The sequence below is a fragment of the Novosphingobium aeonii genome (genome assembly GCF_052279045.1).
Lineage (GTDB): Bacteria > Pseudomonadota > Alphaproteobacteria > Sphingomonadales > Sphingomonadaceae > Novosphingobium.
Window position 1 is genome coordinate 2233069 of the sequence record NZ_CP176832.1, and the last position, 21569, is coordinate 2254637.

A 21569-nucleotide genomic window follows, 5' to 3' on the forward strand; every position below is an offset into this window, starting at 1 on the left:
TTTGTATCTCAGTGGACGCCGAAAAAATGCGAGCTTAAACTCACTTTCACAACTCGCATTCCAAAAGGAGGCTCGCGCCTTGCCAGAAACGCCGATCGAGCCCCGCAAAACGCCGCGACAAGCGCGGTCCTCAGAGACCGTGCGCGCGATCCTGGAGGCTGCTGCTCGCATTCTGGAGACGAAGGGCTTCGACGGCTACAACACCAATGCCGTAGCTGAACTCGCCGGGGTCAGCATTGGATCGCTGTACCAGTACTTCCCCGGCAAGGATGCCTTGACCGCGGGGCTAATCCAGCGGGAAAAAGCACAGCTGCTCGAGGACGTCACGGCGATTGAAATCACCGTTCCGCGCTCGGCGCTGTGCGCCGTCATTGCCGCCTGCGCCGCCCACCAGATGCGCCGTCCGGCTCTCGCTCGCCTGCTGGATTTCGAGGAATTGAGGCTGCCGCTGCACGACCAGCAGTCTCATGCGGAAAACAGCCTCACGGCTGCCCTTGCGTCGATTCTGCGTCTGCTTCCAGGCCCGCTACCCGATCGGCTGGACACTACGGCTGCCGACTGTCTGGCGATCATCAAGGGCATCAACGATGCTGCAGGAGAGCGAGGTGAGACGGATATGGCGGGACTTGAAAAGCGAGTGAAGCGGGCCGTATTCGGCTATCTCGGGTTGGATATCTCTATCGCCATCTGACATCCGCGAGGATCCAATCTGGACGGCGGCGACATACCCCGCCGCCGTCGGTGATGGATTCGCGGGATGGGCCGACAGGCAAGACCGAGATCGCACTGCGATTCGTAGGCGGTTTTGATCCCGAGCGCATGGCAGGGGCCTCCGGCAGAAAGCGCCTCCTTCCAGACGCAGGTGGTCTACAGCGGCAATCCCGAAAGCGGCCGCTTCGCCGAACGCCTCGACCAGCGATGAACCAGCAGCAAGCAGCTCGATCCAAGCATGAGTTTACGACCTGGCTGCAGTGATCAGAAAGTGAGGCATCCCGGCGGTTGGGTGATCCAGCCCTGAACTCGACAAAATCATCGATAACATAGGAAACGGCAAGGTCGGCCAATCCGTCCCAGACCATCAGGATCGTCAACAGGCTTCCAGCGAGAACAATGGGAATGCCCGTCCGGACGGTGAGGAAATAGAGCAGCGAGACGCGTTCTCGGCAGGATGCAGGGTTGCGGGAGAGCCGGCCATGCACGCGCGCTCCAAACCCGTTTGCCTTCATTTTTTTGACGCAATGAAAATATATGGGCGGCGGCCATGCCGGTCATGATGCGCCCCCAGCTCCAACTCAGCGATGCCCAGCGCCGCGTCGTACAGCATCTGCGGATTCACGGGCCCACCGCCCGGGTTCATCTGGCACAGACGCTGGATATCAACGCGGCGACCTTGACGCGCCTGACCCAGCAACTCTCCGCTCTTGGACTGGTGGAGGAGACCCCGGCCAGCCCGGTGACGGTACGGGGACGTCCGACCGTTCCGGTATCCATCGCGGGGCACGGGGGCTGGTCCGTCGGCGCCACTGTCCATCCCGGCTGGCTGGAACTGGCGGTCATCGATTTCCGGGGGCAAGTGCTGTTCGAGGATTCGCGGCCCTTCGCGCAAGGCGATCCCAAGGTCTTCGCACGTACCCTGGACGAGCGGCTGCGGGCATTGGCGGCCGAGCGCGGCTTCATGCGCGGCCGATTTCTGGGGCTTGGCGTTGCGGTGGCGGGATATGCCATCGGCGGCGATCGCAACCGCCGCAGTGTGGTCGACTGGATCGCGCCTTGGGACGACATCCCGTTGCAGCAGGTACTGGAAAGCGTTCTCGACATGCCCGTCTGGATCGAGAACGATGCAGCCGCTGCCGCGCTTGCCGAATACTATCGCCCGGAGATCATCAGCCGCCATCGTTCGATCCTGGTGTTTTTCCTCGGCCACGGCGTTGGCGGTGGACTGATTGCCGAACGGGATCTCTTTGTGGGAGAATTCCATAACGCCGGCGAAGTCGGACGCCTGTTTCCCGGAGATCAGCCGCGTCCATCCGGCATCGACCTGCTCCAGACCCTGCGCGACGCCGGTGCAGAGGCCAGTTCGCTGGCCGATCTGGAGGGGGTGATGGACAGCCATCGCGCGGTCTTCGATGCGTGGATCGAGCGGGCGTCGGCACAATTGGCCACGGCGGTTCACAGCGGCGTCGCCTGGCTCGATCCTGGCGCGGTGGTCATCTCGGGCGCCTTGCCCAGGGCCGTTCTGGCCGCGCTAGCCGAGCAGGTGGAGGCCCACTGCGGCCGGCTTTTCGCCGGATATCGGGCCCCTACGCCGCGCATCTATGCGTCCTCGCTCGCCAGCAAGGCGGTGGTGCTCGGCGCTGCGCTCGCGCCTCTGCACGACGTTCTGGGGGCGCGAGGTTGAGCCGCCAGCGACGCCGCCCATTTAATTTCATGAAAGCAATTAAAACCGTCACGGAACGCGCCGAGAGCGCCCCTCGAGAACGCAAGCTCATGAGGGATTCCATGCAACCGAAGTCATTCCTGCTAATGAACGCCGCAGCGGCAGCGCTGCTTACCGGCGCGCCCGCGCTCGCCCAATCGGCGACGGACACGGCGACCGCGTCCCAAGATGCCCGGCCGACCGACATCATCGTTACCGGTTCCGCCCGTGCGCAGCGCCGGTTCGATGTGTCCTATGCCGTCAACACGCTGTCCGAAGACGATATCAAGAAGCTCGCTCCGCAGAGCATGGCCCAGCTTTTCAGCGTCGTTCCCGGCGTTCAGGTCGAATCGACCGGCGGCGAAGTGCAGAACATCACCCGCGTGCGCGGCATTCCCACCGACCGCGGCTACCTCTATTTCCAGCAGGACGGCCTGCCGCTGTTTCACGATCTGGACGGCTACTTCTTCAATTCCGGAGACGGCATGAACCGTACCGACCTGATGACGCAGCGGGTCGAAGTGGTGCGCGGCGGCCCGGCACCGATCTATGCCAGCGGCGCGGCGGCCATCGCCAACGTCATCACGCGGACCGGCAGCGATACGCCGCAGGGTGAAGCGCAAGTGACGCTGGGCACCAGCGGCCTCTACCGCCTCGATGCCTATCAGTCCGGTCCGCTGGGCAAGGACACGTACTATGCCGTCGGCGGCTTCCTTCGCCAGAACGACGGGTATCGCGATGCAGGCTTCCCTGCCGATCGCGGGGGCCAGATCCGCGCCAATCTGAAGCATGATTTCGATAACGGTTCGATCAAGGTGTCGGGCCAGTACACCAACGATCACAACATCTTCTATCTCTCGCTGCCCACCGCCGATCCGCGCGATCCTTCGGTCAGCCTGAACCCGTACCTCAATTCGCTGACCGGCACGCTCGATACCCCGGCGCTGCGCGCCGCCAACATTGCCTATCGCGACGGTAGCGGACAGGTCCAGAGCAACACTTACGACCTTGCCAATGGCCGCCACATGCGGTTCGGCAATGTGCAGGTCGATTATGAAGGCGATTTCGGCGAGTGGCACGTATCGGCCAAAGCCGGATATACGCAGGGGCGTTCGACCTTCGATGCCCTCTACACGACCTCCAATCCGGTGGATGCGGATACGTTCGCCGCCGGCTATCTGTCGGCAGCACAGTCCGCGTTCGGGAACGTCGCGTCGCTGGGCTATGCCATCGCCGGCACCAGCGGCGCGACTGTCTACGATCCGAACAGCGAATCCGGCCTCGTGCTTTCGGCGCAGTATCGCCACACCGACGCCAAATTCTATTCCGGCCAGGGCGACCTGAGCGTCACCCGCAAATTCGAAACCGGCCTGGGCAGCCACGATGTTCGCGTCGGCGTCTACGGGGCGACCTGGGGCAGCACGATCTTCGGGGTCTATCAGAACTATCTGCTGCAAGTGGCCAATCAGCCGCAGGTACTCGACCTTGTCGCTTATGGTGCGACCGGCTCGGTCAGCGGCTATGTTACCGATAACGGCGCACTGACCGATGCGGCGTCGCTGATCGGCGGCAAGTACGAGGCGAGGATGTTCGCAGTCTACGGCACCGATAGCTGGGACGTGACCGACAAGCTGCGCATCGATCTGGGTTTGCGCCAGGAATGGTACGACTACAGCGGATTTTCGCGCACCACTGCAGCCTATGATCTGGGCGATGCCACCACGCTGGCGGACAATGCCACGCGCGGCTTCACCGGCGCCATCGTCAACACGACGTTCAAACCCAAGGCGACCAATTGGACTGTCGGCGCGAATTATGACCTGACGGACAATTTCGGCCTCTACGCCCGCGCGTCGCAGCTTCAGGTGCCTGCCAATGGCTCCGTAGTCGGCTCTGCCGGAGCTTCGTACACGGCATCGAAGGCCAAGCTCTACGAAGCAGGGGTCAAGGCTGTATTCGGCCGCTCCTACCTCTACCTCACGGGGTTCTACACCAGGTTCGACCCGCTCAATGCCAGCTTCGCCACCTACAACCCGGTGACGGGCCGCAGCGATCAGCCGATCCAGTTCCTCGGATCGGCAGAGGACAAGGGCGTGGAGGCAGACGGGCTGCTGCGCGTGGCGGGACCGTTCTCGATCGCGGGCGCCGTCACGGTGCAGGATCCCAAGTACATCAACTTCACCAGCAGCACCGGCGCCGACGCCGGGGACGTGCTGGGCAAGCAGATCGTGCGCCAGCCGAAGGTCTACGGCAACATCCGCCCGAGCCTGGATTTCAACCTTGCGGGCGGCGATCACCTGAGCCTCTACGGTCGCTACGATTACGTCGGCAAGCGCTATGTCGACGTCACGAACACCACGGCCTTGCCCGCTTATGGCTACTTCAGCGCGGGCGCGACCTTCAACCACGGGCGGTGGAGCCTTCAGGTCGTGGGCGACAACATCACCAATGCCCACGACTTCCCCGAAGGCAACACCGCCGGCGATACTCTGACCGGTCAGGGCACGCCGGAGGCAATCTTCGGGCGTCCGCTGTGGGGCCGTAACGTGCGCTTCGTGCTCGGCCTGAAGTGGTGACGATCACGCGCTGACTGTCCGGCCCGGACCTTTGTGTTCGGGCCGCTTCCGCCGCGCCGCCAAGGCCGCGGCACTCCCTTTTCGATACTGGAAACGCTCGATGAAGATCATTCTTCTTGCCGCGGCCGCGCTGTCGCTGGCCGCTACGGCTGCACATGCCGCACCCACCCATCGTTCCACCGGCGAGATCATGGCCCAGATCCGCGATCCGCATGGCCGGCTCATCGTGGTCGCCCATCGCGGCTGCCACGAACCGGCGCCTCTTCACGGCTTCGGCGCGGCGCCTGAAAATTCGGTGCAGGCTCTCGAAAAGTGCGCGGCGATGGGCGTCGATATGATGGAAACCGACGTGCTCGAGAGCAAGGACGGCTACCTGGTCATCATGCATGACGAGACTGTGGACCGCACGACCACCGGCACCGGCAAGGTCGCCGATCTCACCCTGGCACAGATCAAGAGCCTGCGACTGCGCCAGGACGAGGGCGGCAGCGATGCCGCGGCAACCGACCAGTTCGTGCTCACGCTGGATGAGATGCTGGCGCTCGCCAAGGATCGCATCACGCTCAACCTGGACGTCAAGGACGCCATCTACCCGCAAGTGATCGCCGCCGTGCGCAAGGCGGGCGCCCAGAACCGCGTGACGCTGAAGACGCGGGTCGGCGTGGGCTCGCAACCGCTGGCCCCGATGGCGCCTTATGATGAGGTGCCTTTCCTTGTCATCCCAAAGGACGGCGACGACAGCGGCAAGAGCATTCCCGACATGATCGCCGCGCAAATGTCCGGCAAAATCAAACCCGTCGGCATCGAGCTTCCCTACCGCCTCCCGCGCGAGGCGCTGCCAGCCATTGTCAAGCGCGCGCAATCGCTGGGCGTTCGCCTGTGGGTGAACATGCTCGACGGCAATTTCGTCCTTGGTGCTGGGAGCGACAGGGATGCCTTGCGCGCGCCGGATGCCGTATGGGGCAGTCTGGTGCGCGAAGGTGTTTCCATGCTGCTGACCGACGAGCCCGAAGCGATGCTGGCGATGCGTGACGCAAGCGGTCGGCGGTAATGATCGGGGAGGGGCTTCCAACAGCGGGGCCCTCCACGCAGTGCCCGGCCCCGTACCAAGGCTGCCCGCACCAACAGCACAATCAGCCGGAGCGGAACTGAGAAAGGCCCTCGTTCCCTTCAAGAACTCCAGTCGGTTGCAGGACGCGCTGCGAGGTCCATGTTTTGCGAGCCGGCAAGGCAAGCGCGGAGCCCGCTACCTCGGGCGAGGCATGGACTTCGCCGCCGGGGCGTTGCAGACAGCGGGGCATGGGGGCTGATTTCCTGAAACGGATGGACTGGCTGGGCGCCGCGCGCGTCACCGGATACCTGCGACTCTTCGCGGTGCTTGCCGCCGTCATGCTGGCCTGGCTGGTGGGAACCTCGCACGGGGGGGTAGATGCCAACGGCTATCTGCTCGGCAGCGACTTCATCAGTTTCTGGACGACGGGCCACATGCTCTTCGCCCATGGCGACCCATACGACGGGGCCGCGCATATCGCGGCGCAGCGCACCTATTTCTCGGCGGAAGGCGCCTATACCGCATTCTATTACCCGCCTTCGTTTCTGCCGTTCTGCTGGCCGCTTGGCGGGCTGCCCTATTTTCCGGCGCTCGGGGCATGGTTGCTGATGACGGGCGCGTTGTACCTCGGCGCGGTGCGGTGCTGGTGGGAACGGGCGGCGACCGGGGTGCCGCTGTGGCTCCTGTTCGCGGCCTTCCCCGCAGTGCCGATCGTCGTGACACATGGGCAGACGGCATTCCTTGTTTGCGGCCTGCTTGGGCTGGGCGCCTGGCTGGTGCCGACCCGGCCCTGGATCGCGGGCGCCTTGTTCGGGCTGGCGACGATCAAGCCGCAGTTCGGGCTGCTGCTCCCCCTTGTGCTGGTGGCGACGGGGCAATGGCGGGTCATCGCCTCGGCCTGCATCACGGCCGCGGCGCTGGCCTTGCTATCCGCATGGGCATTCGGCGCGCAGGCCTGGATCGGCTGGCTGGGGGCGAGCGAGCGGGCGCAGGCGGCGATGGCCCATGGGCAGATCGGCTACGGCAAGATGATGAGCCCGTTTGCGGGAATGCGCCTCATCGGCACCTCGATGGGCCTGAGCTATGCCGTGCAGGGGCTGGTGACGCTGGCGGTGGCCGGGCTGGTGCTGTGGGCCTGCCTGCGCAAGGGACGGGCAGGGGCCTGGACGCCGGGGCTGGCCGCGCTGATGCTGGCCGGCGCCCCCCTGGCGACGCCCTATGTGCTGGACTATGACATGGTGCTGCTGGCCTTCCCGATGCTCTGGCTGGTGGGCGAGGGGCTGCGCAGCGGCTTTGCGCCTTACGAGAAGCTGGCGCTCGTGCTCGCCTTTGCCGCGCCCGCGCTGGCGCGCCCGCTGGCGCTTGGCTTCGATATCCCGGTCATGCCTCTGGTCCTCGTGCTGTTCTTCGGGGTAGTCTGGCGGAGGGCAACCTCGGAAGCTTCCGGGCATTCCAGGGCAATACCCTGATAAAGGAGCCAAAAGTGCCCGAACCCAAGCCCCGCATCGGCCGCAACATCGCGCTGCTGATCGATGCCGACAATGCCTCTCCCGCCAATCTCGATGCGGCGCTGACGATCCTGGGCGATCTCGGCACGGTCAACGTGCGGCGCATCTACGGCAACTGGAGCAAGCCCGCGCTCAAGGGCTGGTCCCGGCTCGTGCATCGCCACGCGCTGGAGCCGCAGCAGCAGTTCGACCTGACCAAGGGCAAGAACGCCACAGACATGAAGATGACGATCGACGCGATGGACCTCCTATACGGAGGCCATGTCGACGGTTTCGGACTGATGACGAGCGACAGCGACTTCATGCCGCTCGCCATCCGCATCCGTCAGAACGGCACGCCGGTCTATGGCTTCGGCACCGCCCGCACGCCCGAGGCGTTTCGCGAGGCCTGCACGCGGTTCATCGATCTCGACGCCATGCCGGACGAGGACGCGGTCGAACCGGCGAGCGAAGCGGCAAAGCCCGCCATCGACGACGAACTGGTGAAGCTGCTGGGGGAGGCGTGGAAGGCCAGCAAGCGGGACGAAATGGGGTTTGCGAGCCTGTCCGAAGTGGGGCAGCGCGTGGCGAACCGCTCCAGCTTCGATGCCCGCAGCTATGGTTTCTCGCGCTTGTCGGAACTGGTGCAGACACTGCCCAATTTCGCGACCGAGCGGCGGGAAAGCGGGCTGTTCGTCAAGCGGACGCGCTAGAGCCGCTTAATTTGCGGAGGTGTCCAGCTTGGTCTTGCGCACTTCCGCCGCCACTTCGGGATCGGTCTTGGCGATGTGCTGGGCCATGGCCTCGATCACCAGCGGGCCGACTTCGGCCTCTGCTTCGGGCGAGATATAGTTCGACCACCTGGCGTCGATCTGGATCTTCTGCGCATTCAGCGCCGACATCCGCTTGCCCAGCGGCGTGGCGAAGAAGTCCTTGATGAACTTCATGTCCGCACCGTCTACCTGAAGCGAGGCATCGATCGCGGCGGAACCTATATCGGCCGAAAGGCTCTCCGCCGATATTTCCCTGGAAGCCATCGCATCGCGGGCGGTGGCGCCCATCGCGTTGCGTTCGGCCACGGTCGAGATGAAGCGCGTCATTTGCGGGGAACGGAGGAAAACCCCGATTTCGGCCGCCTCCGAGGCGGACAGGTTCGCCTTGTAGAGCGCCGCGAGATCGCTGCGGTACAGTGGCACGATCCGCTGGGCTTCCTGCACCATCATCGGCTTCAGGGCATCGGAAAATGCCCGGAGCAGGCCGGGATAAGCGGTTTCGAGTTCGGCCATTTCCTCGTCGGCGGCCAGACCGTCAACCATGGCCTTCAGCATGGCGTTGCTCGACCGGGCCATCTGCTCGTCAGTGACGACGATACCGGCAAGCTCGTCCCAAACCGCCTGCTGCGAGACGGCCGCAGTGGCGGCAAGCGAGGGGACGGCCCCGGCCGGGGTGAACGAGATCGCGGCCAGCGCCGCGAGCATAAGAGCGTTACGCATCGATCAGCTCCGGGTCGATCTCACCGGCGCGGTTCTGGATGAACATGAAGCGATGTTCGGGATTGCGGCCCATCAGGCGGTCCACAAGGTCCTTCACCGCCGCGCGGCCCTCGTATTCCGGCGGCAGGGTGATGCGGATGAGCGAGCGGCTTTCCGGCGCCATCGTCGTTTCACGAAGCTGCTGCGGGTTCATTTCGCCCAGACCCTTGAACCGGCCCACTTCGACCTTCTTGTTCTTGAACACCGTTGCTTCCAGTTCGGCGCGGTGTGCGTCGTCACGGGCATAGGCCGAAGTCGAGCCTGCGGTGAGGCGGTAAAGCGGCGGCTGCGCGAGGTAGAGGTGCCCGCGCTTCACGATGTCCGGCATCTCCTGGAAGAAGAAGGTCATCAGCAGCGTGGCGATATGCGCACCGTCCACGTCGGCGTCGGTCATGATGATGACGCGGTCGTAGCGCAGGTTGTCGGCGTTGCAGTCCTTGCGGGTGCCGCAGCCGAGCGCGAGGCCGAGGTCGGCGATTTCCGAGTTCCCGCGGATCTTGTCCGCCGTGGCCGAGGCCACGTTGAGGATCTTGCCCCGGATCGGCAGGATGGCCTGGGTCTTGCGGTTGCGCGCCTGCTTGGCCGATCCGCCTGCCGAATCGCCTTCGACGATGAACAGTTCGGTCTCGCCCGGCCCCTCGCCCGAACAGTCCGTCAACTTGCCGGGAAGACGCAGCTTGCGGGCATTGGTGGCGGTCTTGCGCTTGACCTCCCGCTCGGCCTTGCGGCGCAGGCGATCGTCCATGCGTTCCATCACCGCGCCGAGCAGCGCCTTGCCGCGATCGAGGTTGTCCGTGAGGAAGTGGTCGAAATGGTCGCGCACCGCCGCTTCCACGAGGCGGGCGGCCTCGGGGCTGGTGAGGCGGTCCTTGGTCTGGCTCTGGAACTGGGGATCGCGGATGAAGACCGAGAGCATGACTTCGCTGCCGGTCACCACGTCATCCGGGGTGATGTCCTTGGCCTTCTTGGCCTGCCCCACCAGGTCCGCGAAAGCGCGGATGCCCTTGGTCAGCGCGGCGCGAAGGCCCTGTTCGTGCGTGCCGCCGTCCGGGGTGGGGATGGTGTTGCAGTACCAGGAATAGGAACCGTCGGAATAGAGCGGCCAGGCGATCGCCCATTCGACGCGGCCCTGTTCGGAACCGTCATCGCCGCGCTGGAAATCCTGGCGCCCGGAGAAGAACTGCGTGGTCACGCATTCACGGGTGCCGATCTGCTCCGCCAGATGATCGGCAAGGCCGCCGGGGAACTGGAAGGTCGATTCGGCGGGAACATCCTCGGAAGCGAGCGAGGGCGCGCATTTCCAGCGGATTTCGACGCCCGCGAAAAGATAGGCCTTCGAACGCACCAGCTTGAACAGGCGCGCGGGCTTGAACTGCTGGTCTCCGAAAATCTCGGTATCGGGCGTGAAGCTGACCGCCGTGCCGCGCCGGTTGGGCGCCGCGCCGACTTTCTGGAGCGGCCCGAGCGTGACCCCGCGCGAAAATTCCTGCGCGAAGAGTTCCTTGTTGCGGGCCACTTCGACGCGGGTAAGGCTGGACAGGGCGTTGACCACCGAGATGCCGACGCCGTGCAGGCCGCCCGAAGTGGCATAGGCCTTGCCGGAGAACTTGCCGCCCGAGTGCAGCGTCGAGAGGATGACCTCCAGCGCCGACTTGCCGGGAAACTTGGGGTGTTCGTCAACCGGGATACCGCGACCGTTGTCGGTGATGGTCAGCCGGTTGCCTTCGTCCAGCGTGACTTCGATGCGGTTGGCGTGGCCGGCCACGGCCTCGTCCATCGCGTTGTCCAGCACTTCGGCGGCGAGATGGTGCAGCGCGCGCTCGTCGGTGCCGCCGATGTACATGCCGGGACGACGGCGGACGGGCTCGAGCCCCTCCAGCACTTCGATCGCGGAACCATCGTAGGATTCCCCGCCCGCAGACGGGAGCTTGTCGAACAGGTCATCGGACATGGCCGGGACTATAGGGCGGCTAAACCCGCGATCAAGCACGGCTTCGTGCTTATCCGCAAAGAGATGTTCGCGGTCTGATCTTTTTCGGGATTCGGGCAGGCGCGGGGAGGGGAAGCACCGCGTGGCCGATGGCGATTCGCGGGGGTGTTTGCCGGGTCTATTTCTTCCTGGTCTTGCCCGTCTTGCCCGCGGGTTTCGTTGCGGCCCCGGCGCAGGGCCAGGCGCTACGCGTGGCGGCAAAGACCACGTCGGAGCCGGATTCGCTGTGAACCTTGGGATTGTCGTGCAGGTAGCCGACCGTGGCTTCCCGGAGCTGGCTGATCGTCACCCCTGCCGGAATGCAGCTCTTGGACTTGTGCGCGGTATTGAAGGCATCCACCGCGCCGGTGATGTAGGCGATGCATTCGTAGGTCTTCTCGACGTAGCTGTTGCTGCCGCGCTGGGCGGTGCAGCTCTCGTAGAGCTGGGCGCCGGTATAGAAACTGGCATTGGCGGCGCCGGGCACGAACCCCAGCGGCAGGATCAGGGCAAGGCAGGCCAGCTTCCGGGACATCATTCTTGAAACTCTCCAACCCATATGCGAGCCGTTTTTCGGCGGCCCTCGGCGCTTGAGGCGCGCCCTCAGTTCGACGGCTTCCACGAGATCACGCGCCAGAGATACCAGGCCACGGTGCCCAGCGCGAAGGCGAGCGTGCCCCATCCGATCCAGGTTTCGGCCTCGGCGAAAGTATGGCCCAGCCACCGGCCCGCCATCAGCAGGATCGTGTTCCAGATCGCCGCGCCGGCCGCGGTGTAAAGCAGGAAGGGCAGGTGCCGCATGTGGGCGAGCCCGGCCGGAACCGAGACCATGGTGCGGAACATGGGCATGAAGCGCATGACGAACACCACCCAGTGGCCGTGCCTGCGGAAGAAATGCCCGGCTTTCTCCACGTCGCCCCATTCCAGCGTCAGCCAGCGGCCCCAGCGATCTATCAGCGGTCGGAGACGCTCGTAGCCGAGGCGGTCGGCGGCGAGGAACAGCACGTAGTTGCCGAGCGTGGCGCCTGCCGTTCCCGCGAGCAGGACCGGCAGGAAATCCATGCGGCCATGCGCGATGGCGATCCCGGCGAGGCCCATGATAAGCTCCGAGGGGATCGGCGGCACGATGTTCTCCAGCGCCATGAGGAACAGGATGCCCCAATAGCCGCCGCCCTCGACGAGGGAGATCACCCATTCATTCATGCGGCGCTGCTCCGGCCTGGCGGTAACCGCCTACATCGCGGCGTGGCGGACCTCGATGGCGTCCCAGATCATGGCGCCGGTGTCGGTTCCATTGAACCGGTCGATCGCGACGATGCCGGTGGGGGAAGTCACATTGATTTCGGTCAGCCATTTCCCGCCAATCACGTCGATACCGACGAAAACCAGCCCCCGCGCCTTGAGTTCCGGGGCAAGCGCCGCACAGATTTCCTCTTCCGCCGAAGTGAGGCCGGTGGCCTCGGCCGAGCCGCCCACCGCGAGGTTGGAGCGGAATTCGCCGGCACCGGGCTTGCGGTTGATGGCGCCTGCGAACACGCCGTCCACCAGGACGATGCGCTTGTCGCCCTCGGCAACGTCGGGGAGGAAGGGCTGGACCATGAACGGTTCTACCCAGGCGTTCTCGAACATCTCGATCAGCGCGCCCAGGTTGCTGCCGTCGGCGGGCACGCGGAACACTGCCTTGCCGCCGTTGCCGTGCAGCGGCTTGATGACGAGGTCGCCGCCGAAACCGGCTTCGACGTTGCGCTGCTGGAACAGGCGCACGTCCTCGATGCGGCGGGCGATGAAGGTGGGCGGCATGAAGCGCGCATAGTCCAGCACGAAGACCTTTTCGGGCGCATTGCGGACCGAAGCCGGATCGTTGACCACCAGCGTCTGCCCGGCCAGCCGCTCAAGCAGGTGCGTGGCGGTGATGTAGCCGAGGTCGAAAGGCGGGTCCTGCCGCATCAGCACCACGTCGATATCGGCCACGAGGTCGATCAGGCGATACTCGCCGCGCGTGAAGTGCGCGCCTTCCACGCGCTGAACCGTAACCGGGGCACCCCAGCAGGTGAGGCGTCCGGCCGCGCCAGAGGACGCGTCATAGGCGAGCGTGCGAACGTCATAATGGAACAGTTCGTGCCCGCGCGCCTGCGCCGAGAGCATGAGCGCGAACGAGGAATCACCCGCGATCTTGATCGATTCCAGCGGGTCCATCTGAACGGCGATGCGTAAGGTCATGAAAAGTCTGGTCCTCGCGGATATGTACCGAGCGGTATCTTTCGGGAAGGCGGCTTAATCGGAATCGGCGCCGGGCGCGAATGATTTTGGGGCCGGTCCTGCAACTTTGCGGATCGGGCTACAGGTCCGGCTGCCAGGCATTGGCGATCCGGCGCGGCCAGCAGCCGGGCGCCATCAGCAGGACGTCCACCCTCAGGCTGTCGCCCGGCTTCCGGTACCGGTGGGCGACGGCCTCGGCGGCGGCCGCCACGCGGCGCAGGCGGTGATGATCTATCGCATGGTCGAGATCGGCGCGGCGCGCGCGCCACTTCACCTCGACGAAGCACAGCGTGCGGCCGCGCCGGGCGACGATATCGACCTCGCCGCGACCGGTCTTGACCCGCCGGGCGCGGATGCTCCAGCCGGTGAGCCGCAAGTACCATGCGGCCAGAGCCTCCCCCCGGCGCCCCTTGCGCTCCGCTTCGGCGCGCTGCCTGTTCACTTCAGCTCCATCGCCCGGGCATAGAGCACCTTGCGGTCGAGCCCGGTCGCCTTCGCCACCGTTCCGGCCGCCTGTGAGGGCTTCGCCAGCGCCAGTTCGGCGCGGAGCAGGGCATCGACATCCACCTCGCCGATCGGTTCCTCGCCGGGAGGGGCGACGAGCAGGACGATCTCGCCCTTGGGCGGGTGCGCCGCGTAATGGGCGATAAGCTCGCCGGGCGTGCCGCTGCGGCATTCCTCGAACTTCTTGGTAAGTTCGCGCGCCACCGCGACTTCGCGGCCGGGCAGGACCGCGCCGATGGCCTCAAGCGCATCGCCGAGACGGGGGGCGGTTTCGTAGAAGATCAGCGTGGCGGGCACTCTGGCGAGATCCGCCAGCACCGTCTCGCGCGCCTTGGCCTTGTTGGGCAGGAAGCCGGCGAACAGGAAGCGGTCGTTCGGCAGGCCGGAAAGCGTCATGGCCATGACCGCCGCATTCGCGCCCGGCAGGCTGGTGATGGGAATGCCCCGTTCCCGCGCGATCCTGACGAGGCGATAGCCGGGGTCGGAGATCAGCGGCGTTCCGGCATCGCTGACCAAGGCCACCGGCTCGCTTTCCATCAGCGCCAGCAGCCGCTCGCGGTCGGCTTCGCCGGCGTGATCGTCATAACGGATCATCTTCTGCTTGATGCCGAGGTGATGCAGGAGCTTCCCGGTGATGCGCGTGTCCTCGCAAGCGACCGCGCTCACGCCTTTGAGGATCTCCACGGCGCGAAAGGTAATGTCCCCAAGGTTGCCAATCGGGGTTGCCACTATGTAGAGGCCTGAGGTGAGAGTGTGTTCCATCGCAGGGACTCATGGCCCAAGCACTATGGGAGCGGCAAGCAATGTTCTATAATCGCCTGAACCGGCGCAATCTTCTCGCGGCGGCAGCGATGGCAGCCCTCGCGGGTTGCGCAGTGGTCCCCAAGGCGCCCGCGCCGGCTCCCGCCCCCACGCCAACGGCGCCGGAAAGCGAGATTCCCACCGATACCGAACGTCACCGCGTGGCGCTGCTGGTGCCGATCAGCGGGCCCAACGCGGGCGTCGGCCAGTCGCTCGCCAATGCGGCGAACATGGCGCTGCTCGATACCGGCGCGAAGAACCTGCGCATCACCACTTACGACACCGGCACGAATCCGGGCGAAGCCGCCCGCCGCGCCATCGCCGACGGCAACAAGCTGATTCTCGGTCCGCTACTGTCTGACGACATCGCATCGGTCGCGGCTGTCGCCAAGCCTGCGCACGTGCCGCTCATCTCCTTCTCGAACGACGAGAAGGCGGCCGGCAAGGATGTCTTCATCATCGGTAACCTGCCGGGCCAGTCGATCGCCCGCACGGTCGGCTATGCGCGGGGCAAGGGCATCAGCACCTTCGCGGCTCTCGTACCCAAGGGCGATTATGGCGAACGCGTGAGCAGCTCGCTCCTCGCCTCGGTGCGGGACAGCGGCGGCTCGGTCGTGGCCATGGAAACCTATGATCGCACCCCCGCCTCGATCGGTGCGGCGGCCAATCGCATCAAGGCCAAGAGCGGTTACGGCGCGCTGCTCATCGCTGACAGCGGCAGCCTTTCGGCCAGGGCAGCGGTTTCCTACCGCGCGGCCGGTGGCGGTGCGGGCGTGCGCCTGCTCGGCACCGAACTGTGGGGCGGTGAGCGCGAACTGGCCACCAGCCCGGCGCTCAACGGCGCCTGGTTCTCCACCGTGTCCGACGTTCGCTTCGCGCAGTTTTCCAAGAGCTATCGCAGCCGCTTCGGCGCCGCGCCCTTCCGCATCGCAACGCTTGGCTACGATGCCGTGCTGCTGACCCTGCGCGTTACCCGCGCCTGGGTTCCCGGCAAGGCGTTCCCCACCGGCGAGATGCTGGATCCGGGTGGCTTCCTCGGCATGGACGGTCCGTTCCGCTTCAACCGGAACGGCCTGATCGAACGCGCTCTGGAGGTTCGCGCGGTGGACGGCGGCGCGATCAAGGTCATCAGCGCTGCCCCCAGCGGTTTCGCCAAGGACTAGGTCTCGCGATCCGGCTGCGTTCGGGGGGCCGGCTAGGACGGCGGCTTGCCGCCGTCCTCGGGTAACATCTTCGAGGCTTTTCGCCGGTCCGCAGCGGTTTTGCCGATCTGGCGTTCCAGTTTCGCCTGAAAGCTGGCGATGTCCAGAATCTCGAGATCGGGATCGGGGCGGCGCCAGCTTTCGTTTTTTGCGCGCGACCGGCGTAGCGCCCTTATGATCAGGCAGACGATCCCGGTGCCTATCGCGGCGATCAGAAGACAGGCCAGGATCAGCCCGCTGGTCATGGCCGGGCCTATCCGATCGCGGGCGAGGGAGCCGGAAGGTCCGCCAGATGGGCGACGACGCGCCTGAAGCCTTCGGCAGTGGCCAGCGCCAGATCGATGGGCCGCCCGCCAAGGTCGTCCCGGTCCTCGTTGAGATAGGCGATGGCCGCGTCCTTGTTTCCAAGCGTGAGGAGCGCGCACCGCGTCACGTCACCTTGCCGCCGCGCTTCATCCTGCGTGAGCGGGTTGCGGGCTTGCCAGCGGTTCCTGTTCTTGCGCGGGGCCGGATCGGGGGGAGTATCCGTCATCGTCGTGTTCCCTTCAGAATGAGCGCGCAACCGAAGCCGGAAATGTTCCGCGACGGGGCCTCAAGTGGGCTGTTCGGTATGCTCGGTGGTTTCGGTCTGGGCACGCTCCGCCTCGCGGAGAGCGCGGCTGGCTTCCATCTTGCTGATACGGTCGGACATCGCTCTCCACGCGGCTTCGGAGCGCAGTTCGCGCTCCCGCACATTCGAGAGCATCGCCTGCTGGGCGGCAGAGGCCGCCTCCTGCGCCCTTGCGTCGCAGAATGCTTTGGTCAGGCTCATCAGCTGCGCCATGGGCCCGACCCGGGTTGCCGGGGTTGTGTCAGGGGGGCGCCGGGCATCAGGCCAGCTTCACCAGATTGACGGCAGAGGCTTTCCCGTTGCGCGCGATCTGAATGTCGTAAGTGAAGCGATCGCCCAGTGCCAGGGTCTCAAGCCCCACGGCATGAGCGCTCGATATGTGGACGAAGTTGTCTCCGCCGGCGTCCTCGGGACGCAAGAAGCCGTAACCTTTTTCAAGGCTAAGGAATTGGACAATTCCGGTTTGCATGTTTTCCCTCTCATGAAAAACGTCCCGCAAAAGCGAGAATGTGGAGAGAGATTTTCAAAAACGATTAATCGAAATGGCCAATAAAGGCGTGATTCCCGATTTCATGGGAGTGCCGTTGCGGCCATCGAAATCTGAAAGATCAAATCTATCGGGCGAGTGTAACACGGCCCGAAGGTCTGTCCTATTTAATTATGCCGCCGCAGGCCCGGCACAGATCCACTCTGAAATCGCCCGCCGCGCATTTTCGGGATCGCTTCCGGGCAAGCCGGACTTCCGCCGCCACTTTCATGAAAAATTACTTCCCCCAAGAGAGCGACCGGCCGGGGGGAGAAGGTCGTCTTTTTCCATCAGAATAAAGAACGGCGCTTCCCGAAAGTACACTTTCATACGCAGTAATAGTGGAGTACCCATGGCGCGCAACCATTTGGGGAGCAGGCGTTATGTCGAAGCGACTGGCAGCGGAATTCTTCGGTACATTCTGGCTCGTCTTCGGAGGCTGCGGTTCGGCCGTTCTTGCAGCAGCCTTTCCGGAGCTTGGCATCGGCTTTGCCGGTGTCGCCCTGGCTTTCGGCCTTACGGTCGTGACCATGGCCTATGCAGTGGGCAGCATATCCGGCGGGCATTTCAACCCGGCGGTTTCCTTCGGCATGGCGATCGGCGGCCGACTGGACTGGAAAGACCTCGTTCCCTACTGGATTTCGCAGGTTCTCGGCGCGATCGTGGCGGCGGGCGCACTTTACGCGATCGCCTCGGGCAAGGCGGGCTGGACGCCCGAAGGCTTTGCGACGAACGGCTATGGCGCGCTTTCGCCCGGTGGCTATGCGCTTCATTCGGCGCTGCTGATCGAAACGATCCTGACGGCGGGCTTCATCATCGTCATCCTCGGGTCGACCTCGAAGATCGCTCCGGCCGGGTTCGGCCCGCTGGCGATCGGCCTGGCGCTGACGCTGATCCACCTCGTGTCGATCCCGGTAACCAATACCTCGGTCAACCCCGCCCGGTCGACCGGGGTGGCGCTCTTCGCCGAAACCGCTGCGCTGGGGCAGCTATGGGCCTTCTGGCTGGCGCCGCTGATCGGCGCGGCCATCGGCGCCCTCATCTGGCGCACGCTGCTGGCGCCTAACGAAGGCGCTCTCTAGAATGGATCAACCCTGCTCGCGCGGATGCGCATTGCGGTAGACGTCGAGCAGGGTTGCCGCATCCACCTTGGTATAGATCTGGGTCGAGCCGAGGCTGGCATGGCCGAGCAGTTCCTGGAGACTGCGCAAGTCCGCCCCGGCGCCGAGCAGGTGGGTGGCGAAACTGTGGCGCAGGGCATGGGGCGTGGCGCTGGCAGGCAGGCCAAGGGAAATGCGCGCGCGCGCGACCGCCTTCTGGACCATGCCTTGGGCAAGCGCTCCGCCCTTGGCCCCGCGGAAGATCGAACTGCCCGCTACCATCGGCCATGGACACTTGTGGATGTAGTCTGCCACGCCATCGCGCACGATCGGCAGCAAGGGCACCATGCGCTGCTTGCCGCCCTTGCCGGTCACCATCAGGGTCTCGCCCAGGGGCAGGGCGCTGCCTTCGATCGACAGGGCCTCGGCAATGCGCAGGCCCGCGCCGTAGAGCAGGAGCAGGACCGCGCGGTCCCGCGCGCCGATCCACGGCTCGCGCGCGTCTTCCTCCACCGTGGCGGCGAGATTGACGGCTTCGTCCGGCGTGACCGGGCGCGGCAGGCCTTTCTTGAGGCGCGGCCCCCTGAGCCGCGGCGGCGCGGCATGGGCCACGCCCATCTGTTCCCGGGCGAAGGCGAGGAAGCTCTTCAGTGCGGAAAGTTCGCGCGCGGCCGAAGCGTTGCCGATGCCCTGTTCGCGCCGGTCGGCAAGGTGAAGACGCAGCTCCGCCGCTTCGAGCCGGGCCAGGGTATTCCAGTCCTCCGCCCCGGTCCGGTCGATCAGGCGGGCCGCGGTCGCGAGATAGGCGCGCAAGGTATGGGGGCTGCGGCGCCGCGCGTTGCCGAGGTGATTGCCCCAGGTTTCGAGCAGGTCCGCCTTGGTCAAGGTTCGACGAGGTCTTCGGGCACGATTTCGCCCAGCAAGCCGTCAAGCAACGGCATTCCCGATTCGGTGACGTGCAGCCGCAAGCCGCTGCGCCGGATCAGCCCCTGCTTCTCGTAGAATGCGGCCTTGGCGGGATCGCAAAGCTGCGCCGCGTCCAGCCCGAACCGCGCGGACATCGCGCCAAGGTCCACGCCTTCGCGCAGGCGCAGGCCCATCAGCATGGCCTCGCTCGCCTGCTCGCGGCGGCCGAGTTCGCGGCTCTCGTTGATGCCGTGCGCGGCGCGGTCGATGGCTTCAAGCCAGTTTTCGGGCTTGCGGTGGCGGGTGGTGGCCACCCCGCCGCGCCGGCCATGAGCGCCCGGGCCGATGCCGCAATAGTCCTGATAGCGCCAGTAGGTCAGGTTATGGCGGCTTTCCTCGCCGGGGCGGGCGTGATTGCTGATCTCGTAGGCGGGCAGGCCGGCACCAGCGGTCATCTCGCGGGTGAGGGCGAACATGTCGGCGCAGGCGTCCTCGTCCAGCGGCTCGAATTCATGCTGGCGAACCATGGTCGCGAACTTGGTGCCCGGCTCGATGGTCAGCTGGTAGAGCGAGAGGTGTCCGGTGCCGAAGGACAGGGCATGGGACAGTTCGGCATGCCACTGGTCCGGCGTCTGGCCGGGGCGGGCGTAGATCAGGTCGAAACTGACGCGCTCAAAGCGTTTCTGTGCCACTTCAAGCGCTTTCAGTCCCTCTTGCGCATCGTGAAGACGGCCAAGAAACCGCAGAGTTGCGTTGTCCAGCGCCTGAAGGCCGAGCGAGACCCGGTTTACACCGGCATCGGCAAGCGCCGCATAATTGCCGGCCTCGACGGAGGAAGGATTGCCTTCCAGCGTGATCTCGATTCCATCCGCGAAACCCCAGAGTTTCTGCGCCTCGTCAAGCAGCCGCGCAACGAGGGCAGGGGGCATCAGCGAGGGCGTGCCCCCGCCGAAGAAGATCGAATCGAGCGGTTCCCCGCCTGCCACCGCATGCTCATGCCGCATGTCGGCCAGCAGCCCCGCCTCCCAGCGCGCGATCTCGACCCGCTCGCGGACATGGCTGTTGAAGTCGCAGTAGGGACACTTTGCGAGGCAGAACGGCCAGTGGATGTACAGCGCGCGGGCCATGATCGGCAGATTAGCTCGGGAACTGCTCCGCGACCAGCTTGGCGAAAGCATCGGCGCGGTGGCTGATCTCGTGCTTCTTTTCAGGCGCGATTTCGGCAAAGGTCTGGTCGAGGCCGTCCGGCACGAAACAGGGGTCGTAGCCGAAACCCAACTTTCCGCGCGGAGGCCACGTGAAAGTCCCGTTGGAGCGGCCTTCGTAGACCGCTTCATCGCCGTTCGGCCAAGCGATCGCGAGGACGCAGGAGAACCAGCACGAACGGTCGGCTTCAGGGCCCTGTTCGCAAAGGAGGCCTTCAACCTTGCCCATCGCCATGAACCAGTCCCGGCCGGGTTCGCCCTCGAACCACTGCCGTTCGGCCCAGTCGGCGGTGTAGACGCCGGGCTTTCCGCCCAGCGCCGTTACCGACATGCCGCTATCGTCAGCCAGCGCAGGAAGCTGCGCGGCTTTCGCGGCGGCATGGGCCTTGAGCAGTGCGTTCTCGACGAACGTCGTGCCGGTCTCCTCGGGCTCGGGCAGGCCGAGTTCCCCGGCGGAAACGCACTCGATCCCGTAAGGGGCGAGCAGGGCGCCGATTTCCCTCAGCTTGCCCGCATTGTGCGTGGCAATGACGAGGCGTTCGCCCTGGAGACGGCGATTGCTCAACGGCCGACTGCCTTGGCCTGGGCGGCGAAGATCTGGTCGCAGCCGATGCGGGCGAGGCGAAGCAGGCGCAGGAGGCCTTCCTCGTCATAAGTCGCGCCTTCGGCAGTGGCCTGTGCCTCGGCGATCTTGCCGCCCTCGATCAGCACGAAGTTGGCGTCGGCATCGGCGGCGCTGTCCTCGATATAGTCGAGATCGAGCACCGGGGTGCCGTTGCAGATGCCGCAGGAAATGGCGGCAACACGGGCCTGGATCGGGTCTTCCTTGATCTTGCCGTCCGCCATCAGCTTGTCGACGGCAAGACGCAGCGCAACCCACGCGCCCGAGATCGAGGCGGTGCGGGTGCCACCGTCCGCCTGAAGCACGTCGCAGTCGAGCACGATCTGGCGTTCGCCGAGCTTCTTCATGTCGACCACGGCGCGAAGGCTGCGGCCGATGAGGCGCTGGATTTCCTGCGTGCGGCCGGACTGCTTGCCCTTGGCCGCTTCGCGGCTACCGCGGGTATGCGTTGCGCGGGGCAGCATCGAATATTCGGCCGTTACCCAGCCTTCGCCCTTGCCGCGAAGGAACGGCGGCACCTTCTCTTCGACGGAGGCGGTGACGAGGACGCGGGTATCACCGAAGGAAATCAGCACCGAACCTTCGGCGTGCTTGGTGAAACCGGTCTGGATATCGATGGTGCGCATCTCGTCGGGCGTACGGCCGGAAGGTCGCATGGAGGTTCCTTTGGTCTAGTTCGGATCGTCGATTACCCGCGCCCCCTAGAGCATTTTCAAGTCAGGTGGAAACACCTGACGGTTCGGAAAATGCGACAAACGGTAAACTTGCATTTTCAAGTCAGGTGGAAACACCTGACGGCTCGG

The 21569-nt window shown here is 65.2% G+C and carries 23 protein-coding genes; 8 read left to right on the forward strand and 15 right to left on the reverse strand.

The genetic code is table 11. The features are described from left to right. The first annotated feature begins 79 nt into the window (after positions 1-79). The 6 genes from ACLIMP_RS10910 (at position 80) to ACLIMP_RS10935 (ending at position 8243) form a co-directional block, all read left to right on the forward strand. Positions 80-691, forward strand: a complete 612-nt coding sequence (locus ACLIMP_RS10910) for a TetR/AcrR family transcriptional regulator (RefSeq protein WP_324695053.1) — start codon at positions 80-82, stop codon at positions 689-691. A 570-nt stretch (positions 692-1261) separates the two neighbouring features. Beyond that, positions 1262-2398, forward strand: a complete 1137-nt coding sequence (locus ACLIMP_RS10915) for an ROK family transcriptional regulator (protein ID WP_443477839.1) — start codon at positions 1262-1264, stop codon at positions 2396-2398. Between the two features lie 101 nt (positions 2399-2499). Then, positions 2500-4992 carry a TonB-dependent receptor gene (locus ACLIMP_RS10920; RefSeq protein WP_443477840.1) on the forward strand — a complete coding sequence of 831 codons (2493 nt, stop codon included), beginning with the start codon at positions 2500-2502 and terminating at the stop codon, positions 4990-4992. A 100-nt stretch (positions 4993-5092) separates the two neighbouring features. Then, positions 5093-6043, forward strand: a complete 951-nt coding sequence (locus tag ACLIMP_RS10925) for a glycerophosphodiester phosphodiesterase family protein (RefSeq protein ID WP_324695057.1) — start codon at positions 5093-5095, stop codon at positions 6041-6043. A 248-nt stretch (positions 6044-6291) separates the two neighbouring features. After that, positions 6292-7512 (forward strand): glycosyltransferase family 87 protein, encoded by a 1221-nt coding sequence (locus ACLIMP_RS10930; RefSeq protein WP_324695059.1) that lies wholly within the window; start codon positions 6292-6294, stop codon positions 7510-7512. Between the two features lie 14 nt (positions 7513-7526). After that, the gene (locus tag ACLIMP_RS10935) at positions 7527-8243 is read left to right on the forward strand and encodes an NYN domain-containing protein (protein WP_185997429.1); all 717 of its coding nucleotides are present in this window, start codon (positions 7527-7529) and stop codon (positions 8241-8243) included. A gap of 6 nt (positions 8244-8249) precedes the next feature. On the opposite strand, the gene ACLIMP_RS10940 is transcribed toward ACLIMP_RS10935, so the two are convergent. The 7 genes from ACLIMP_RS10940 to rsmI all read right to left on the reverse strand — a co-directional run bounded on the left by ACLIMP_RS10940 (position 8250) and on the right by rsmI (position 14556). Then, on the reverse strand, positions 8250-9023 hold the full coding sequence (locus ACLIMP_RS10940) for a hypothetical protein (protein ID WP_132468791.1): 774 nt from the start codon (positions 9021-9023) through the stop codon (positions 8250-8252). Then, positions 9016-11013 carry a DNA topoisomerase IV subunit B gene (gene parE / locus ACLIMP_RS10945; protein WP_132468792.1) on the reverse strand — a complete coding sequence of 666 codons (1998 nt, stop codon included), beginning with the start codon at positions 11011-11013 and terminating at the stop codon, positions 9016-9018. The genes ACLIMP_RS10940 and parE overlap by 8 nt, the downstream gene beginning before the upstream one ends. Before the next feature lie 157 nt (positions 11014-11170). After that, positions 11171-11569, reverse strand: coding sequence for a Rap1a/Tai family immunity protein (locus ACLIMP_RS10950; RefSeq protein WP_324695064.1), 399 nt, complete (start codon positions 11567-11569; stop codon positions 11171-11173). Positions 11570-11634: 65 nt separating this feature from the next. Next, positions 11635-12234, reverse strand: coding sequence for a DedA family protein (locus ACLIMP_RS10955; protein ID WP_324695066.1), 600 nt, complete (start codon positions 12232-12234; stop codon positions 11635-11637). Positions 12235-12264: 30 nt separating this feature from the next. Then, on the reverse strand, positions 12265-13251 hold the full coding sequence (gshB, locus tag ACLIMP_RS10960) for a glutathione synthase (protein ID WP_054438888.1): 987 nt from the start codon (positions 13249-13251) through the stop codon (positions 12265-12267). Between the two features lie 118 nt (positions 13252-13369). Next, a complete protein-coding gene (locus ACLIMP_RS10965) occupies positions 13370-13732 on the reverse strand; it encodes a YraN family protein (RefSeq protein WP_443477841.1) in 363 nt (120 codons plus the stop codon). After that, entirely contained in the window at positions 13729-14556 is an 828-nt protein-coding gene (rsmI, locus tag ACLIMP_RS10970) for a 16S rRNA (cytidine(1402)-2'-O)-methyltransferase (protein ID WP_324695071.1), read from the reverse strand. The genes ACLIMP_RS10965 and rsmI overlap by 4 nt, the downstream gene beginning before the upstream one ends. A gap of 41 nt (positions 14557-14597) precedes the next feature. Here rsmI and ACLIMP_RS10975 point away from each other — a divergent pair, with 41 nt between their 5' ends. After that, positions 14598-15758 (forward strand): penicillin-binding protein activator, encoded by a 1161-nt coding sequence (locus ACLIMP_RS10975; RefSeq protein WP_324695073.1) that lies wholly within the window; start codon positions 14598-14600, stop codon positions 15756-15758. Positions 15759-15790: 32 nt separating this feature from the next. On the opposite strand, the gene ACLIMP_RS10980 is transcribed toward ACLIMP_RS10975, so the two are convergent. Genes ACLIMP_RS10980 through ACLIMP_RS10995 form a run of 4 tightly spaced genes read right to left on the reverse strand, consistent with a single transcriptional unit; the run spans position 15791 to position 16876 of the window. After that, positions 15791-16042 carry a hypothetical protein gene (locus ACLIMP_RS10980; RefSeq protein ID WP_443477842.1) on the reverse strand — a complete coding sequence of 84 codons (252 nt, stop codon included), beginning with the start codon at positions 16040-16042 and terminating at the stop codon, positions 15791-15793. A gap of 8 nt (positions 16043-16050) precedes the next feature. Continuing rightward, the gene (locus tag ACLIMP_RS10985; RefSeq protein ID WP_054438895.1) at positions 16051-16329 is read right to left on the reverse strand and encodes an antitoxin Xre/MbcA/ParS toxin-binding domain-containing protein; all 279 of its coding nucleotides are present in this window, start codon (positions 16327-16329) and stop codon (positions 16051-16053) included. 60 nt (positions 16330-16389) lie between these two features. Continuing rightward, positions 16390-16608 (reverse strand): hypothetical protein, encoded by a 219-nt coding sequence (locus ACLIMP_RS10990; RefSeq protein WP_054438896.1) that lies wholly within the window; start codon positions 16606-16608, stop codon positions 16390-16392. A gap of 58 nt (positions 16609-16666) precedes the next feature. After that, positions 16667-16876, reverse strand: a complete 210-nt coding sequence (locus ACLIMP_RS10995; RefSeq protein ID WP_443477843.1) for a cold-shock protein — start codon at positions 16874-16876, stop codon at positions 16667-16669. A gap of 440 nt (positions 16877-17316) precedes the next feature. Here ACLIMP_RS10995 and aqpZ point away from each other — a divergent pair, with 440 nt between their 5' ends. Next, positions 17317-18015, forward strand: coding sequence for an aquaporin Z (aqpZ, locus tag ACLIMP_RS11000; protein ID WP_054438899.1), 699 nt, complete (start codon positions 17317-17319; stop codon positions 18013-18015). Between the two features lie 6 nt (positions 18016-18021). Here aqpZ and ACLIMP_RS11005 read toward each other — a convergent pair whose 3' ends face one another. The 4 genes from ACLIMP_RS11005 to rph are packed head-to-tail and all read right to left on the reverse strand — an operon-like array spanning position 18022 to position 21422. Further along, positions 18022-18918 (reverse strand): tyrosine recombinase XerC, encoded by an 897-nt coding sequence (locus ACLIMP_RS11005; RefSeq protein ID WP_443477844.1) that lies wholly within the window; start codon positions 18916-18918, stop codon positions 18022-18024. After that, positions 18915-20066, reverse strand: coding sequence for a radical SAM family heme chaperone HemW (gene hemW / locus ACLIMP_RS11010; RefSeq protein ID WP_324695083.1), 1152 nt, complete (start codon positions 20064-20066; stop codon positions 18915-18917). Before hemW ends, ACLIMP_RS11005 begins: the two co-directional genes overlap by 4 nt. A 10-nt stretch (positions 20067-20076) precedes the next feature. Beyond that, positions 20077-20709, reverse strand: coding sequence for an RdgB/HAM1 family non-canonical purine NTP pyrophosphatase (gene rdgB, locus ACLIMP_RS11015; RefSeq protein ID WP_324695085.1), 633 nt, complete (start codon positions 20707-20709; stop codon positions 20077-20079). After that, positions 20706-21422, reverse strand: coding sequence for a ribonuclease PH (gene rph, locus ACLIMP_RS11020; RefSeq protein ID WP_054438906.1), 717 nt, complete (start codon positions 21420-21422; stop codon positions 20706-20708). The genes rdgB and rph overlap by 4 nt, the downstream gene beginning before the upstream one ends. Positions 21423-21569 lie beyond the last annotated feature (147 nt).